This window comes from Geobacter pickeringii (assembly GCF_000817955.1).
GTDB lineage: Bacteria > Desulfobacterota > Desulfuromonadia > Geobacterales > Geobacteraceae > Geobacter > Geobacter pickeringii.
Genome location: NZ_CP009788.1, coordinates 3,027,210 through 3,040,069 on the forward strand (window position 1 = coordinate 3,027,210; position 12,860 = coordinate 3,040,069).

Annotated in this window: 17 protein-coding genes; 12 read left to right on the forward strand and 5 right to left on the reverse strand. The window is 61.5% G+C overall.

Going from position 1 to position 12,860, the window contains the following annotated elements:
• Window positions 1-57 precede the first annotated feature (57 nt).
• Both GPICK_RS17595 and GPICK_RS13680 read left to right on the forward strand, forming a co-directional pair.
• Window positions 58-318, forward strand: a complete 261-nt coding sequence (locus GPICK_RS17595) for a hypothetical protein (RefSeq protein WP_236685713.1) — start codon at window positions 58-60, stop codon at window positions 316-318.
• Window positions 319-472: 154 nt separating this feature from the next.
• Window positions 473-916: an Hsp20/alpha crystallin family protein gene (locus GPICK_RS13680; protein ID WP_039744096.1), complete on the forward strand. Its 444-nt coding sequence runs from the start codon at window positions 473-475 to the stop codon at window positions 914-916.
• 50 nt (window positions 917-966) lie between these two features.
• On the opposite strand, the gene larE is transcribed toward GPICK_RS13680, so the two are convergent.
• The 5 genes from larE to GPICK_RS13705 form a co-directional block, all read right to left on the reverse strand.
• Window positions 967-1,776: an ATP-dependent sacrificial sulfur transferase LarE gene (gene larE / locus GPICK_RS13685; protein ID WP_039745803.1), complete on the reverse strand. Its 810-nt coding sequence runs from the start codon at window positions 1,774-1,776 to the stop codon at window positions 967-969.
• A gap of 89 nt (window positions 1,777-1,865) precedes the next feature.
• The gene (cysK, locus tag GPICK_RS13690; RefSeq protein ID WP_039744097.1) at window positions 1,866-2,789 is read right to left on the reverse strand and encodes a cysteine synthase A; all 924 of its coding nucleotides are present in this window, start codon (window positions 2,787-2,789) and stop codon (window positions 1,866-1,868) included.
• 18 nt (window positions 2,790-2,807) lie between these two features.
• Window positions 2,808-3,272 (reverse strand): RrF2 family transcriptional regulator, encoded by a 465-nt coding sequence (locus GPICK_RS13695; protein ID WP_039744099.1) that lies wholly within the window; start codon window positions 3,270-3,272, stop codon window positions 2,808-2,810.
• Between the two features lie 145 nt (window positions 3,273-3,417).
• Window positions 3,418-3,831, reverse strand: coding sequence for a cytochrome c3 family protein (locus GPICK_RS13700; protein WP_039744102.1), 414 nt, complete (start codon window positions 3,829-3,831; stop codon window positions 3,418-3,420).
• A 75-nt stretch (window positions 3,832-3,906) separates the two neighbouring features.
• Window positions 3,907-4,119, reverse strand: a complete 213-nt coding sequence (locus GPICK_RS13705; RefSeq protein WP_456236257.1) for a hypothetical protein — start codon at window positions 4,117-4,119, stop codon at window positions 3,907-3,909.
• Between the two features lie 154 nt (window positions 4,120-4,273).
• Between GPICK_RS13705 and dapF the strand changes: the two genes are divergently transcribed.
• The 10 genes from dapF to GPICK_RS13755 all read left to right on the forward strand — a co-directional run bounded on the left by dapF (window position 4,274) and on the right by GPICK_RS13755 (window position 12,847).
• Window positions 4,274-5,122 carry a diaminopimelate epimerase gene (gene dapF / locus GPICK_RS13710; protein ID WP_039744103.1) on the forward strand — a complete coding sequence of 283 codons (849 nt, stop codon included), beginning with the start codon at window positions 4,274-4,276 and terminating at the stop codon, window positions 5,120-5,122.
• A gap of 88 nt (window positions 5,123-5,210) precedes the next feature.
• Window positions 5,211-5,627: an HIT family protein gene (locus tag GPICK_RS13715; protein ID WP_039744105.1), complete on the forward strand. Its 417-nt coding sequence runs from the start codon at window positions 5,211-5,213 to the stop codon at window positions 5,625-5,627.
• Between the two features lie 28 nt (window positions 5,628-5,655).
• The gene (locus tag GPICK_RS13720; protein WP_039744106.1) at window positions 5,656-6,510 is read left to right on the forward strand and encodes a deoxyribonuclease IV; all 855 of its coding nucleotides are present in this window, start codon (window positions 5,656-5,658) and stop codon (window positions 6,508-6,510) included.
• A gap of 180 nt (window positions 6,511-6,690) precedes the next feature.
• The gene (locus GPICK_RS13725) at window positions 6,691-7,197 is read left to right on the forward strand and encodes a pilus assembly FimT family protein (protein ID WP_039744108.1); all 507 of its coding nucleotides are present in this window, start codon (window positions 6,691-6,693) and stop codon (window positions 7,195-7,197) included.
• A complete protein-coding gene (locus tag GPICK_RS13730) occupies window positions 7,197-7,601 on the forward strand; it encodes a type IV pilus modification PilV family protein (protein WP_236685571.1) in 405 nt (134 codons plus the stop codon). Before GPICK_RS13725 ends, GPICK_RS13730 begins: the two co-directional genes overlap by 1 nt.
• An 8-nt stretch (window positions 7,602-7,609) precedes the next feature.
• On the forward strand, window positions 7,610-8,269 hold the full coding sequence (locus GPICK_RS13735; protein WP_039744110.1) for a prepilin-type N-terminal cleavage/methylation domain-containing protein: 660 nt from the start codon (window positions 7,610-7,612) through the stop codon (window positions 8,267-8,269).
• A gap of 2 nt (window positions 8,270-8,271) precedes the next feature.
• On the forward strand, window positions 8,272-8,796 hold the full coding sequence (locus GPICK_RS13740; protein ID WP_052263445.1) for a pilus assembly PilX N-terminal domain-containing protein: 525 nt from the start codon (window positions 8,272-8,274) through the stop codon (window positions 8,794-8,796).
• Window positions 8,797-8,874: 78 nt separating this feature from the next.
• Window positions 8,875-11,904 carry a pilus assembly protein gene (locus tag GPICK_RS13745; RefSeq protein WP_039744112.1) on the forward strand — a complete coding sequence of 1,010 codons (3,030 nt, stop codon included), beginning with the start codon at window positions 8,875-8,877 and terminating at the stop codon, window positions 11,902-11,904.
• Complete coding sequence (locus GPICK_RS13750) at window positions 11,904-12,245, forward strand: hypothetical protein (protein WP_052263446.1); 342 nt, start codon at window positions 11,904-11,906, stop codon at window positions 12,243-12,245. Before GPICK_RS13745 ends, GPICK_RS13750 begins: the two co-directional genes overlap by 1 nt.
• 8 nt (window positions 12,246-12,253) lie before the next feature.
• Window positions 12,254-12,847 (forward strand): tetratricopeptide repeat protein, encoded by a 594-nt coding sequence (locus tag GPICK_RS13755; protein WP_039744114.1) that lies wholly within the window; start codon window positions 12,254-12,256, stop codon window positions 12,845-12,847.
• Window positions 12,848-12,860: the final 13 nt, after the last annotated feature.

Consider the following 12,860-nt stretch of genomic DNA (forward strand, 5'->3'; position numbering starts at 1 on the left):
AAATTTATTTTTTCGCCATTTGCAACAACGGAATCCCATGGTATCATGATTGTCACCATGAGCGAAGGAGGTGACCGGGAAACGAACGGCTGGCAACCGCGCCTCCCTGCGGGGAGGGCACATCAACGACGCGAGGTGTTCGGCATGATGGAAAAGGAAACGGAAACTATCGAAAGACTGGCTGAAGATGCGGAGATTTCCCTTGAGAGCGACTACGACAAGAGAGACATGAAGGAGCGGCGGGGGCTTCTGAAGAGCACCCTCTACGACGGATCGAAAAAACTCAAGCATAGCGTTCCCAAAGGGAAGCGTATCTGACGTCCGACCGGCACATACAGACAGAGAAGAAGCCGAAGGGGGAGTCGCCATTCATGGCGGCTCCCCCTTGACTTTGGCGCGGCGGTTATTATCTTTCCCTCAGACGGATTCACCATCCGGTCCGAATCATCACTGCAGAGGAGGTCTTTCAGTCATGGCAATCGTCAAGTATAGTCCGTTTCGCGATCTCAGGAATCTCCAGGAGCAGATGAACCGCCTGCTCGACCTCGCCTGGAGCCGCGAGGGGGGTGAAGAGCTCCGCGAGGGGGCCTGGCAGCCCCCGGTGGACATCTTCGAGGACGAAAATTCCGTGGTCATCAAGGCGGAGCTTCCCGGCATCGACCAAAAGGACATCGAGGTGCGGATCGAGGACAACACCCTGACGCTGCGGGGCGAGCGCAAGCACGACGACGAGGTGCGGAAGGAGAACTACCACCGGATCGAACGCTACTACGGTGGCTTCCAGCGCAGTTTTACCCTCCCCCACACCGTGGAGCGGGAAAAGGTCAAGGCGACCTGCGACCGGGGGGTCCTCACCATCACCCTCCCCAAGCGGGAAGAGACCAAGCCGAAGCAGATCAACGTGGAAGTGAAGTAAGCAAAAAGGCCGGGGAAACCCGGCCTTTTCGATTCACGCCCGCACGTTTTTCAGCGCGAACTCTCGTTCATGCTCCCCGTCCGGTACCCCTCCAGGTCCAGCGCCACGTAGGTGAATCCGATCCGCTTGAAGCGCTCGACCACCTTCCGCCGCAGCTCCGGTTCCAGAAACCGCGACATCTCCCGCTCGGACAGCTCGATCCGGGCCGTCTCGCCGTGGAAGCGGACGCGGTAGGTGGAAAACCCCTCCTTCTTGAGGAACTCTTCACACGCCCCCACCTTCCGGAGTCGCTCCGGCGTGATCTCGGTTCCATAGGGGAAGCGGCTCGACAGGCAGGCAAAGGGCTGCTTGTCCCAGGTGGCGAGCCCCAGTTCCCGGCTCAACTCCCGAATCTCCTCCTTGCCGAGCTCCGCCTCCAGCAGGGGGCTCCGGACCCCCAGTTCCTGGATCGCCTGGCGCCCCGGCCGGATGTCGGCCAGATCGTCCACGTTGCTCCCGTCGGCGACCCAGGCAAGCCCCAGCTCCGCCGCCTTGCGGCCGGCCATCTGGAACAGCTCCTTCTTGCAGTAGTAGCAGCGGTTGCGGGGATTGAAGGCAAAGTCGGGAATCTCCAGCTCGTTGGACTCCGCCACGATCTGCCGCGCGCCGATCTCCCGGGCAAGGGCCACCGCCGCGTCAAACTCCGATTCGGGATAGGTGGGGGAGGTGGCGGTGAGCGCCACGGCCCCGTCGCCGAGGAGGTCGTGGGCCACCCGGAGGAGAAACGTGGAGTCCACGCCGCCGGAGAAGGCGACGAGCACCGACCCCATCTCCCGCAGGATTGCCTTGAGTTTTTCGTATTTTTGATGAACCGGATCCATGTCGCTCCCGTAAAAAACAAAAACCCCGAAGCGGGGCACGGTGTGCAGGGGCACCGGAAAGGGTGCCCCTGCCGATGAAACAGCTCGTGCTAGTCGAACACGCCGGTGGTGAGATACCGCTCACCCGTGTCGCAGAGGATCGTGACGACGTTCTTGCCGGGACCGAGCTTCTTCGCCAGCTGCAACGCAGCGTAGACGTTGGCCCCGGAGGATATCCCCACCAGGATCCCTTCCTCGCGGGCAAGGCGCCGGACCGTATCGTAGGCGTCGTCGTTGGTGACGCGGATGATCTCGTCGTAGACCTTGGTGTTGAGCACGTCAGGGACGAAGCCGGCGCCGATCCCCTGGATCTTGTGGGGGCCCGGCTGGCCGCCCGACAGCACCGGCGAGGCATCGGGCTCCACCGCCACGATGCGGGTCGCCGCACTGCGCCCCTTCAGCACCTCGCCCACCCCGGTGATGGTGCCGCCGGTCCCGACCCCCGCCACGAAGGCGTCGACGGTCTGACCGTCAAGGGCGCAGAGGATCTCCGGCCCGGTGGTCACGCGGTGCACCTCGGGGTTTGCCGGGTTCTTGAACTGCTGCATCAGGATGTGGCCCGGCTGGGCCGACAGCTCCTCCGCCTTCTGCACGGCACCGCGCATCCCCTGGGCACCGGGGGTGAGGACGAGCTCCGCCCCGTAGGCGGCCAGCAGACGGCGCCGCTCGATGGTCATGGTATCGGGCATGGTGAGGATCAGCTTGTACCCCTTCACGGCGCAGATCATGGAGAGGCCGATACCGGTGTTGCCGCTGGTGGGCTCCACCACCGTCATCCCCGGCTTGAGGAGGCCGTCGCGCTCCGCCGCCTCGATCATCGCGAGGCAGATGCGATCCTTGATGCTTCCGCCGGGGTTGAAGAACTCCGCCTTGCCATACACCGCCGCCGACCCGGGCGCCTCGAGGGCAGCCAGACGCAGCAGCGGGGTGTTTCCGATCTGTTCGATAACGTTGTAGCTGGTAAGCACCGGCATTTCCGCCTCCTCCGTTCTCTAGATGAAATACATGAAGCGATGGTCCTGCTCCCGCTTGATCCCGAGCTGCTGGCCGCGGTCGCACAGGTCCTTGATGGTGATGGACGAAAAGTACGCGACGAGCCTGGCGCCCGCCTCGTTCCAAAGTTCCTGGGTCACGCAACTGCCGTCGAAGGAACAGTCGGTCTTCTTCTTTTTCTTGCTTACGCACTCGACGAGGCTGATGTCCCGCTCCGTGGCGAGCAGCACCGCGGCCACCGTGATCTCCTCGGGCTTTTTCGCCAGGAAGTACCCCCCCTGGGGACCGCGCTTGCTCTTGAGGATGCCGGCCCGCTTGAGCCCTTGGAAGATCTGTTCGAGATAACGGGGCGAGATTCCCTGGCGCCGCGAGATATCCTGCACCTGGGCGGGAAGGTTCCCCGAATTGTATGCGATGTCGAAGATTGCCCGCAATCCGTAACGGCTTTTGGTGGAAAGCTTCATCGTCCCCCCCTGCTGTTTTGAGAGAACTATACCGTCCTTTACCTAAAACATCAAGAACTCAAATGGCGTACCGTCCAAATTCCCGTTTCAACAGCAGGAGAATTACCCCTCACACCGTCAGCAAATTGGAACGCGGCCGTAGAAATTACTGGAGATTGACGTGGCAGGCGAGACAGAGGCCGACCCGTTCCGTGTCCGGCACGAGGTGCCCCTTGTCGGGGTTGTCGAGTCTATGGCAGGAAATGCAGTCCACCGTGCCGCTCACCAACTCGATCCCCAGGGCGGGGAGGTCGGAAGCGGGGCGGTAGGCGCGCTCCTTCCCCCGCGGGGGGTAGGGGCGCCGTACCGGGTGGGACGACCAGATGGAGCAATTGGAGGTGCAGTAGTCGACGGCCCGGGCGATGCGGCCGTCGTGGCAGGTGAGGCACTCTTCCATGCTGCCGCGGGGGTTCACCGCCTCCCCGTGATGGGGGACCAGCTCCGCCCCCGGAAGGGGGTGACCGGACAGCAGAAGACTCCCCGACAGCAGTGCGACCAATACGGACCGTCCCCTCGCCATGGCGCCACCTCCGCGAAAAACCGACTGAAAAAGCTTATCACGGAACCGACGCCGCGCAACGAGGGGACGCGCCGATCACCAGAATTTCTGGGGGGGGTCCACCTTGTCGACGATGACGATCTCCTTGTCGATCACCTGGAACACGAAGCCGAGGTCGTTCGTCCAGCGGTCACCCTCCTCCAGCGGGATCGGCACCTCCCGCCGGCCGAGCCAGACCTCCTCGTCGCCGATATAGGCGAACCAGTCGAGGTTGCCGGTCATCCAGATCCTGTTCTTGATATCCATCATGGGAAATTACCTCCGCACTTTTTGCCCATCATACCGAAATGGCGGAGAGACGGTCAAGAAAACCCGGTTTTCCCTTGTTGGCGACCGGCGTTTCTGGTATTCGTAGACGATTACTTTACCCCAATACCAAGCCCCCCCGAGGAGGTGCAATTCGATGAAGTTCACCAAGATGCACGGCGCCGGCAATGACTATGTCTACGTAAACTGCTTCGAGGAGCGGGTTGAAAATCCCGAACAGGTGGCGATCGCGGTCTCCAACCGCAATTTCGGCATCGGCTCCGACGGCCTCATCCTCATCATGCCCTCCGACAAGGCCGACGTCCGGATGCGGATGTTCAACTCCGACGGCTCCGAGTCCGAGATGTGCGGCAACGGCATCCGCTGCGTCGCCAAGTATGCCTATGACCACGGCATCGTTTCCAAGAAGGAGATCACCGCCGAGACCGGCGCCGGCATCCTGACCCTGCAGCTCGTCCCCGGCACCGACGGGAAGATCGAGAAGGTGCGGGTCAACATGGGCATCCCCCGCCTGAAGCGAGCCGAGATCCCCATGGCCGGCGAACCGGCCGACGGGGAGATCGTCAGCCAGCCCCTCAACATCCTCCACACCACCTTCCAGATCACCTGCGTCTCCATGGGGAACCCCCACTGCGTGATTTTCGTGGACGACGTAGAGAACCTCCAGGTGGAGAAGTACGGCCCCCTCATCGAGAATCACGAGCTCTTCCCCCGCCGCACCAACGTGGAATTCGTCCAGATCATCTCCCGCACCGAGGTGCGCCAGCGGACCTGGGAGCGGGGCGCCGGCGAGACCCTGGCCTGCGGCACCGGCGCCAGCGCCGTCTGCGTGGCCGGAGCCCTCAACGGCCTCACCGACAAGAAAATCCTCAACCACCTCTCCGGCGGCGACCTGGAGCTGGAGTGGGCCGACGACGGTTTCCTCTACATGACCGGCCCGGCCACCGAGGTCTTCTCCGGCGAGATCGACCTGGCGAAACGGTAATTCCGGGCGTTCGCAACTGCAAAAGGGCCAAAGGCGGAGCGGGTTCATGTCCCGGTCGCCTTTGGCCCTTCGTCCTTGGAGGAGCACCATGACCGACTGCCCCATGTGCACGAAATGGAACGACGAGCCGGCGCTGCGCATCGCCGAGCTGGAGCACACATACGTGCTGCTCAACCGCGACCAGTTCTTCCCCGGCTACACCTTCGTCTTCACCAAAGAGCACGTCACCGAGCTCTTCCACCTCCCCCCCCGCGTCCGGCAGGGGATCGTGGAGGAGGTCACCGTCGTGGCCGAGGCCCTTTACAACCTGCTGCGCCCCGCTAAAATGAACTACGAGCTCCTCGGCAACATGGTTCCCCACATGCACTGGCACCTGGTCCCCCGCTTCGCTACCGATCCCCTCTGGCCCCGCCCAATCTGGAGCGAGCCCCACGGGGAGGTGATACTGTATGATGGGGAGTATGCGGAGCGAATCGCCCTGATCGCAAACCATCTCAAGCCATAGTCCCGGAGGACACACGCGAGGTTCCCCCATGAACGATTATTTCGGCGCCCACATGTCCATCGCCGGCGGCCTCCACAACGCCCCCGGGCGCGGCGTGAAGACCGGCTGCGGCGTCATCCAGATCTTCACCCAGAACTCCAACCAGTGGCGCGGCAAGATCCCCTCCGACTCCGACGTCGCCCTCTTCCGGGAACAGTGGGAAGAGTCGGGGCTCCACGAGATCGTCTGCCACGATATCTACCTCATCAACCTGGCCGCCGCCCCGGGCGAGGTCCGGGAGAAGAGCCTCGCCGCCTTCCGGGAGGAGATGGAGCGCTGCGCCCGCCTCGGCATCACCAAGATCGTCATGCACCCCGGCTCCCACCTGGGGGAGGGGGAAGAGACCGGCATCAAGAGGATCTGCGCGGCCTTCGACGAGCTCTTCGCCGCCGCCCCCGACTTCACCGGGAAGGTGCTCCTGGAGACCACCGCCGGACAGGGGTCCAACCTCGGCTACACCTTCGAGCATCTGCGCGCCATCATCGACGGCACCGCCTTCTCCGACCGCTTCGGCGTCTGCTACGACACCTGCCACACCTTTGCCGCCGGCTACGACATCACCAGCCGTGAGGGGTACGACCGGGTCTTCGCCGAATTCGACCGGATCATCGGCATCGACCGGCTCCAGTGCTTCCACGTCAACGACTCCAAGAAGGGGCTCAACTGCCGGATCGACCGCCACGAGCATATCGGCCAGGGGGCCATGGGGCTCGACGGCTTCCGGTTCCTGGTGAACGACCCGCGCTTCGCAAAGATCCCCAAGGTCCTGGAAACCCCCAAGGGGGACGACGACGAATTCGACATCATGAACCTCAAGACCCTGCGGGAGATGGTCGGACGTTGAGCGCTCTTGCGTCTCCCTTCCCATTTCCGTCACACGGTCTGCGCAAAAACTGCAGGCCCCTTCCGCGCAACAAAAAAACTTACAATGGTTACAAAGCATTAATACAAAGGCCGCAGACATGACGATGGGTGGCACATATTTGGCATTGCATAAACATCACTGCACGAGAACGAATCAGACATGACCACACAAACGAAAAACGAAAGCGGCATGACCCTGCTCGAATTGCTCGTGGCGATGGGGATCATCGGCATCCTGGGAGGGATTGCGACCACCATGTTTATTCGCGATCTTCCCCGATACCGGCTCAAGGACGCGGCACGGGTACTCTTCAGCGACATCCAGACGGCGCGGATCAACGCGGTTCGCAACGGAATACCCTGCACCATCGAGCAGTTCCCGGCGAATGCCAACAGCTACCGCATCGTGCAAAATGGTGTCGTCCTGAAGACCGTTGATCTGGGGGCGTTCCCGGGGGTTTCCTTCGGCAGTCTCAACACCGCGGCGCCGGCACCCGATTCGGGGACGTTTCCCAATGACCGCCTTGTAATGCAGGCCACTGGCTTGGCCTCCACCGGGAGCTTCTACCTGAAGAGCGGCGGAGCCACCGCCGACGGAAGGGAAATCGAGGTCACCGGTGCCGGCAGACCCCGGATCAAGTCGTGGACCGGCACGGGATACAACTGATGAGGAAAAAGATGAAGGCCGTCGCCGGAATACGACGCATGCTGCAGTCCGAAGAGGGATTCACCCTCATGGAGGCGCTCGTGGCGATCGCGATTCTCGCCGTTGTCCTGCTGGGAACCGCATCGATGCTCTTCAACGGTCTCGCCACCAGCGCCGGGAGCAACAACCGCTACGTTGCTGCGGCCACAATCCAGTCACAGGTGGAAAATCTGCTCAAATCATCCTTCGCCAGCCTGGCGAGCCAGCTGACACCGGTCCAGACGACGAGCAACGGCGTTACTTACCGCACCACGTGGCGGGTAACCGCCCTCTCGACGAATTCGGCATTCATCAATATCTCGACAACCTGGACCGACAAGACCGGGGCCCACGGCATGGGTTTCCAGCTGGTCAGGTCCCGGTAAGGATGGCCATGGGAGCTCAGCGCGCCAAGGGTACGGGAGGGTTCACCCTCGTCGAACTGCTGGTCGTGATGGTGGTTGCGGGACTCGTCGTGATGGCCGCAGTCACCACCTTCATCGTCCAGAACAAGATTGCGGGCATCCAGGCCGCCACGAGTGATACCCAGCTCAGCGGCCAGGTAACGATGGACATGCTGGAGCGGGACGTCCGCATGGCAGGGTACGGGGTCAACAAGGCGAATGCCATTGTCACGCAGGACAATGCCGCGGCCACGGACCCGCTGCGGAGCGTCGGAACCGACGCGATCCAGATCCGTTACTCCACGGCGGTCCCCCTCTCCGCTCCCCCAGGCACACGCGGCTCCCGCAACTACAACTACTACATTGCCAAGAGCGGCGAGGGGGGGTTGGTCCGACAGGATCTCGTCGGCGGCACGACCGACACCATTGCCTCGAACGTCGAGGACTTGCAGGTCACGGTCACTCCCGACGTACCGGCAACCGGCGCCATGCAGGTAGTACTGGGCCTCATGGTCCGCTCGGCGGCCAAGGACCCGGCCTATACCGTCGCTCCCCCCCAAATAGGAAACGGTATCGCCCGGCCGGCCGACGGCTTCCGGCGCAGGGTCTACAACTCCACAATCAATCCCCGCAACTACTTCGGGAGCTGATCATGCGCGCGTCCCCCCCGATTCCCCCACAATGCCGAAGCGGCCGCCGGACCGGAAGCGAAGCCGGTTTTGCCCTCGTGACGGTCTTGACCTTCACGGCAATTCTCATGGCCGTCATGACGATGATGCTCAATACGACCATGATCGAGACCCTGATGTCAGGAGCGAGCTCCATCAGCAAGAAGGCCCTCGCCACGGCCGACTCGGGCGTGGAATTCGTCCGGGGAAGCTTTGTCCTCATCGGCAGTTCGTTTCCGTCATCGTCGCCGACCGGCAATTACACCTCCCAAGCCCAGACGCAGCTCCCCTCCCCAGTGGGGCAGAAGATCACCTTTCTCAATATGTCGTCGATGGGGGCCGATCCGTCACTACTGACAGGAAGCGGCTTCAGCGCCAAGTACGTCTCGGCCAATGCGGGAGGAGGGTCATTGAAACTGAGTCCTTACCGGAGCAGAACCACTTCTACCGCCGTGATCGGCTTGACGCGCAAGACCGTGGAATTCGAAGGGTACAACCTAGCGCCTTGACAGGGTGCCGTCAAAGCACAACAGGTTTCCAAGGATATTCTGTTATTGACGAACACAATGTAATGGTGGGGGCAAAAAATGCTGACGAGCAGACTGTTCCGGAAGGTATTGAGAACCATGGCGGTACCGGTGCTTATCGCCCATCTCTCATCGCTTGCGGGGGTGGCGTGGGCCGATGACACGGAAATCTATTCCGCCGGTGCCACCGCCAAGCCGATGGTCATGATCATCATGGACAACTCCGGCAGCATGGCAGACCCGGTTCCGTACGACAACCTCACGACATACCCGGGAAGCTACAGCCGCAACACGGTCTACCAATATACCTGCACCGCACGAAACAAGAGGGGGCAGTGCACAGCCACCCAGTGGCAGGCGTACACCGGCGCCTTTACCGACCTGATAAACCGCGACGGAGGCGTCGACATTGCCGGCCAGGACGGCATCGACGACAACGACAGTACCCTCAAGACCGGCAACCGCCTCAACTACGAGGCGATGCCGACCACCAGCAAGCTGAGCACCGCCAAGGGGGTACTCAACAACCTGGTCGATCTGATGTACAACGACGTCGATTTCGGGTTCATGAAGTTCAACACCGAGGATGGCGGTAACGTCATCTCCAAGATTGGTGCAACCATCACCGCCATGCACGGCCAGATCAGCGCCATGAACGCCACGACCTGGACCCCCCTTGCCGAGGCCCTGGCCGATGCCGGCAAGTATTTCGAAAACACCTACACCGGCCAGTACAGCCCCTGGAACGCGAGCAACTGGTGCCAGAAGGCCTTTGTCATCATCATCACCGACGGGGAGCCGACCCACGACACCAACATCAGCATTATCGGCCATTTTCTCGACCGGGGACAGACGGGGATCACCGATGCCAACCGGGGACAGAAGTGGGACCAGGACGGCGACTACTACCTGCACAGCTCCACCCTCACCGACCCCCTCAACAACGACGTCTGGGTTCCCGACAATACTTACAGTGACAACGTACCACAGACCTTCCTCGCTGATGTGGCCAAGTACCTCTATACCCACGACCTCCGCTCAGACCTGCAGGGGACCCAGAACATAACGACGTACACCATCGGCTTCTCCCACAACAGTCCCCTGCTGCAGAAGACCGCCCAGAACGGCGGCGGGATGTACTTTACGGCCAACAACGCGGCGGAACTAGAACACAGCCTCCTGACGGCCCTGGACGACATCGCCAAGAAGCTCCAGACCTATACCGCCCCCGTCGTTCCGATAACCCGGACGTCGAGCGGCGACAAGATGTACCTTGCCTTTTTCAAGCCCCTCTCCTACTCGAAGTTCTGGGTCGGCGACCTTCAGAAATACGGCCTGTCGCCAACGAACCAGATCGTTGACAGCGCGGGCAACAGCGCCACCGATTCCAGCGGCGCCATGCTCGACAGCGCCGTGCCGTACTGGAGTGTCTCGACGCTCCTCAAGAACAGGGCCACCGCACGCAACATCTACACCTATCTCGGCACCAACGCCGACCTGACGAACAGCGCGAACGCTTTTGCCGTAAGCAACGCCTCGCTGACGGCGGCCACCCTCGGCAACCCGGCGAAAATAGCCTCTGCCAACGCCGCAACCGCGGCACGGGACGATCTGATCAATTACATCCACGGCTACGACTCCTACGACGACAACGGCAACCTGAACTGGACGGGAAAACGCGACTTCATCTTGGGCGACATCCTCCACTCCGTGCCGCTGGTGGTCGACTACAACGGGCCGACGGCCACGGATCCGAACCGACATATCTTCTTCGGCTCCAACGACGGGATGCTGCACTGCATCTCGGACGTCGACGGGAGCGAAGAGTGGGCATTCGTGCCGCCGGACGCACTGCCGCGGCTCAAGCTCTTCCAGGAGGGAACCTCCCATCCCTACTTCGTCGATGGCTCGGTGAGGCTCTATCAGGAGCGGAACTCCTCGGGGGTAATCTCCAAGGCCATCATCATCTTCGGCCAGCGGGGGGGAGGGGACAACTACTATGCCATCGATGTGACCACTCCCACGGCCCCCCGCCTCCTCTGGCGGATCAACAGCGCTACAACAGGTCTCTCCGAGCTGGGCCAAACCTGGTCCGAGCCGGTGGTGGCGACCGTCAGGAAAAATGATGCCAGCAACAATCCGGCCTCCTATCAGGCGGTTATCTTCGCCGCCGGCTTCGACTCCTCCCAGTCCAACAACACGGCGGTGGCGGCCTCTACCAAGGGGAGGGGGATCTTCATGGTCAACCTCCTGGACGGGACGCTCTTAAAGAGCTTTCTCCATGACGCAACGAACGGCCTCGACTACGCCATGCCGAGCACCGTCACTGCAGTGGACAAAACCGCCGACGGTATTGTCGACCGGGTCTACGTTGGCGACCTGGGGGGGAATCTCTGGCGGTTTGCCGCCCCCACCGGAGACGACAATCTGGTCGACAACTGGGTCATCCGAAAACTCTTTGCCTCCAATCCCGGTGCCGACACCAGCGGCGGCCGGAAGATCTTCTATCAGCCAGAGATCGCCTTTCAGGGCAGCTTTGACTATCTTTTCTTCTCAACCGGAGACCGGGACAACCCGCGATCGACCACAGCAGTGGACCGACTGTACGGGGTCAAGGATTTCAATCCGGCGAGCGGGTTCACAACCGTCACGGAAAGCACCCTGACGGATCAGACAGGGGTAGTCAGCACCTCGACAACGCCTGTGTCGGGTAACGGCTGGTATATTCGGCTCATTGCAGCGAGCGGGGAGAAATCCCTTGCAGCTCCAGTCCTGTTCAACAAATATGTCCTGTTCGATTCGTTCCTTCCCAACAACGCCCTCTGCGACATCGGCGGCGGGGCAAAGCTGTATGCCGTCAGTTATCTTACGGGGCTCTATACCCGCTACGTCCTCGGCAACGGAATTCCCACCGAACCGGTGCTGGTGGTCCGCCCCACGGGGACGACGGCCTTCGTCGGTGCCGGCGGGGGGGTGGTCAACCTCTCTTCTGTGACCGTCGACACAACAGGGGCAAACAGTACCCCGATCTCGACCATTTTCAATTTTGCCACCGGGATCGTTCCGATTTCGTGGCGGGAGGTGTTCTGATGTTCGTCGTGAAGAGAGCAGTTACCCTGGTGCTCTTTGCTTCTTCGCTCGTCGCGGCCCCGGCCGTCTTCAGCCAGGAGCTCCCCTCGCTGGCCCGGCTGGGGACCGGCATGGACCAGCTCATCACGTCGGAGACCCACGAAGGCATGATCGTTGAAGTCCATGCAAACAACCAGTTTTCGATGCGAGAAAAGACCTATCTGATCCTGAAAGAGACCGAAGTCGGCGGCGTTCCGGCGGAAAAGGCATCGTTCACGCTCAGAAAGGGACAAAAGGTCAAGGCGGTCGTCTACCGGCTTAAGAACAAGGCCTATTTCGTCTTCGACCTCACCCTGGAGTAGCATCAACCGTGGGAAAACCGATCAAAACCCCGCAACGGCAGAGCGCTGGCCGCAGGAAGCTTTTCCTGACCATCGCCGGCATCCTCATTGCTGCCACAGCCATCCTGACGGCGATCACCTGGCCCTACAATCCGATCGGAAGGGGGATCTACAGGCTCCTCGGCAAAGAACTCCCCCCCACACGGTCCGAAGAGTTGGCGAACATCAAACGGTTCCTGTCGGCACGGAGAAAGCTCGACAAGAAGGATTATGCCGCGGCCTTCAACGAGCTTGAATACCTCCGCACCCGTGCGGGGACCTCGTTTACCTTCTTCAAAGAGGTGTACCTTTACCTCGGTTATATCTATGAAATCAGGGGGGACATCGCGGGAGAAGAGCAGCTGTATCGCGAACTGGCCGGCAAGGACAGGGTGTTCGCCCGGTTCATGGAGGGGCTGTACAATTTCCACCACAACCATCCGACAGAGGCACGAAAGGCACTGGATGAGGCGATCGCCCTCGACAACCGGCTGAACCGCCTCGGGAAATACCGCCCCACCGCGCTCAAGGCACTGGAGAGAATCGATAAAGACGCATCGCGCCCGGACGGTAGGAAACCGTAAAATCGCCTCCCTC

Excerpts from the sequence above, each read along its gene's own strand:
- GPICK_RS17595 (WP_236685713.1), top strand. The coding sequence starts at position 58 with ATGAGCGAAGGAGGTGACCGGGAAACGAACGGCTGGCAACCGCGCCTC.
- GPICK_RS13680 (WP_039744096.1), top strand. The coding sequence starts at position 473 with ATGGCAATCGTCAAGTATAGTCCGTTTCGCGATCTCAGGAATCTCCAG.
- larE (WP_039745803.1), bottom strand. The coding sequence starts at position 1,776 with ATGGATCCGGTTCATCAAAAATACGAAAAACTCAAGGCAATCCTGCGG.
- cysK (WP_039744097.1), bottom strand. The coding sequence starts at position 2,789 with ATGCCGGTGCTTACCAGCTACAACGTTATCGAACAGATCGGAAACACC.
- GPICK_RS13695 (WP_039744099.1), bottom strand. The coding sequence starts at position 3,272 with ATGAAGCTTTCCACCAAAAGCCGTTACGGATTGCGGGCAATCTTCGAC.
- GPICK_RS13700 (WP_039744102.1), bottom strand. The coding sequence starts at position 3,831 with ATGGCGAGGGGACGGTCCGTATTGGTCGCACTGCTGTCGGGGAGTCTT.
- GPICK_RS13705 (WP_456236257.1), bottom strand. The coding sequence starts at position 4,119 with ATGATGGATATCAAGAACAGGATCTGGATGACCGGCAACCTCGACTGG.
- dapF (WP_039744103.1), top strand. The coding sequence starts at position 4,274 with ATGAAGTTCACCAAGATGCACGGCGCCGGCAATGACTATGTCTACGTA.
- GPICK_RS13715 (WP_039744105.1), top strand. The coding sequence starts at position 5,211 with ATGACCGACTGCCCCATGTGCACGAAATGGAACGACGAGCCGGCGCTG.
- GPICK_RS13720 (WP_039744106.1), top strand. The coding sequence starts at position 5,656 with ATGAACGATTATTTCGGCGCCCACATGTCCATCGCCGGCGGCCTCCAC.
- GPICK_RS13725 (WP_039744108.1), top strand. The coding sequence starts at position 6,691 with ATGACCACACAAACGAAAAACGAAAGCGGCATGACCCTGCTCGAATTG.
- GPICK_RS13730 (WP_236685571.1), top strand. The coding sequence starts at position 7,197 with ATGAGGAAAAAGATGAAGGCCGTCGCCGGAATACGACGCATGCTGCAG.
- GPICK_RS13735 (WP_039744110.1), top strand. The coding sequence starts at position 7,610 with ATGGGAGCTCAGCGCGCCAAGGGTACGGGAGGGTTCACCCTCGTCGAA.
- GPICK_RS13740 (WP_052263445.1), top strand. The coding sequence starts at position 8,272 with ATGCGCGCGTCCCCCCCGATTCCCCCACAATGCCGAAGCGGCCGCCGG.
- GPICK_RS13745 (WP_039744112.1), top strand. The coding sequence starts at position 8,875 with ATGCTGACGAGCAGACTGTTCCGGAAGGTATTGAGAACCATGGCGGTA.
- GPICK_RS13750 (WP_052263446.1), top strand. The coding sequence starts at position 11,904 with ATGTTCGTCGTGAAGAGAGCAGTTACCCTGGTGCTCTTTGCTTCTTCG.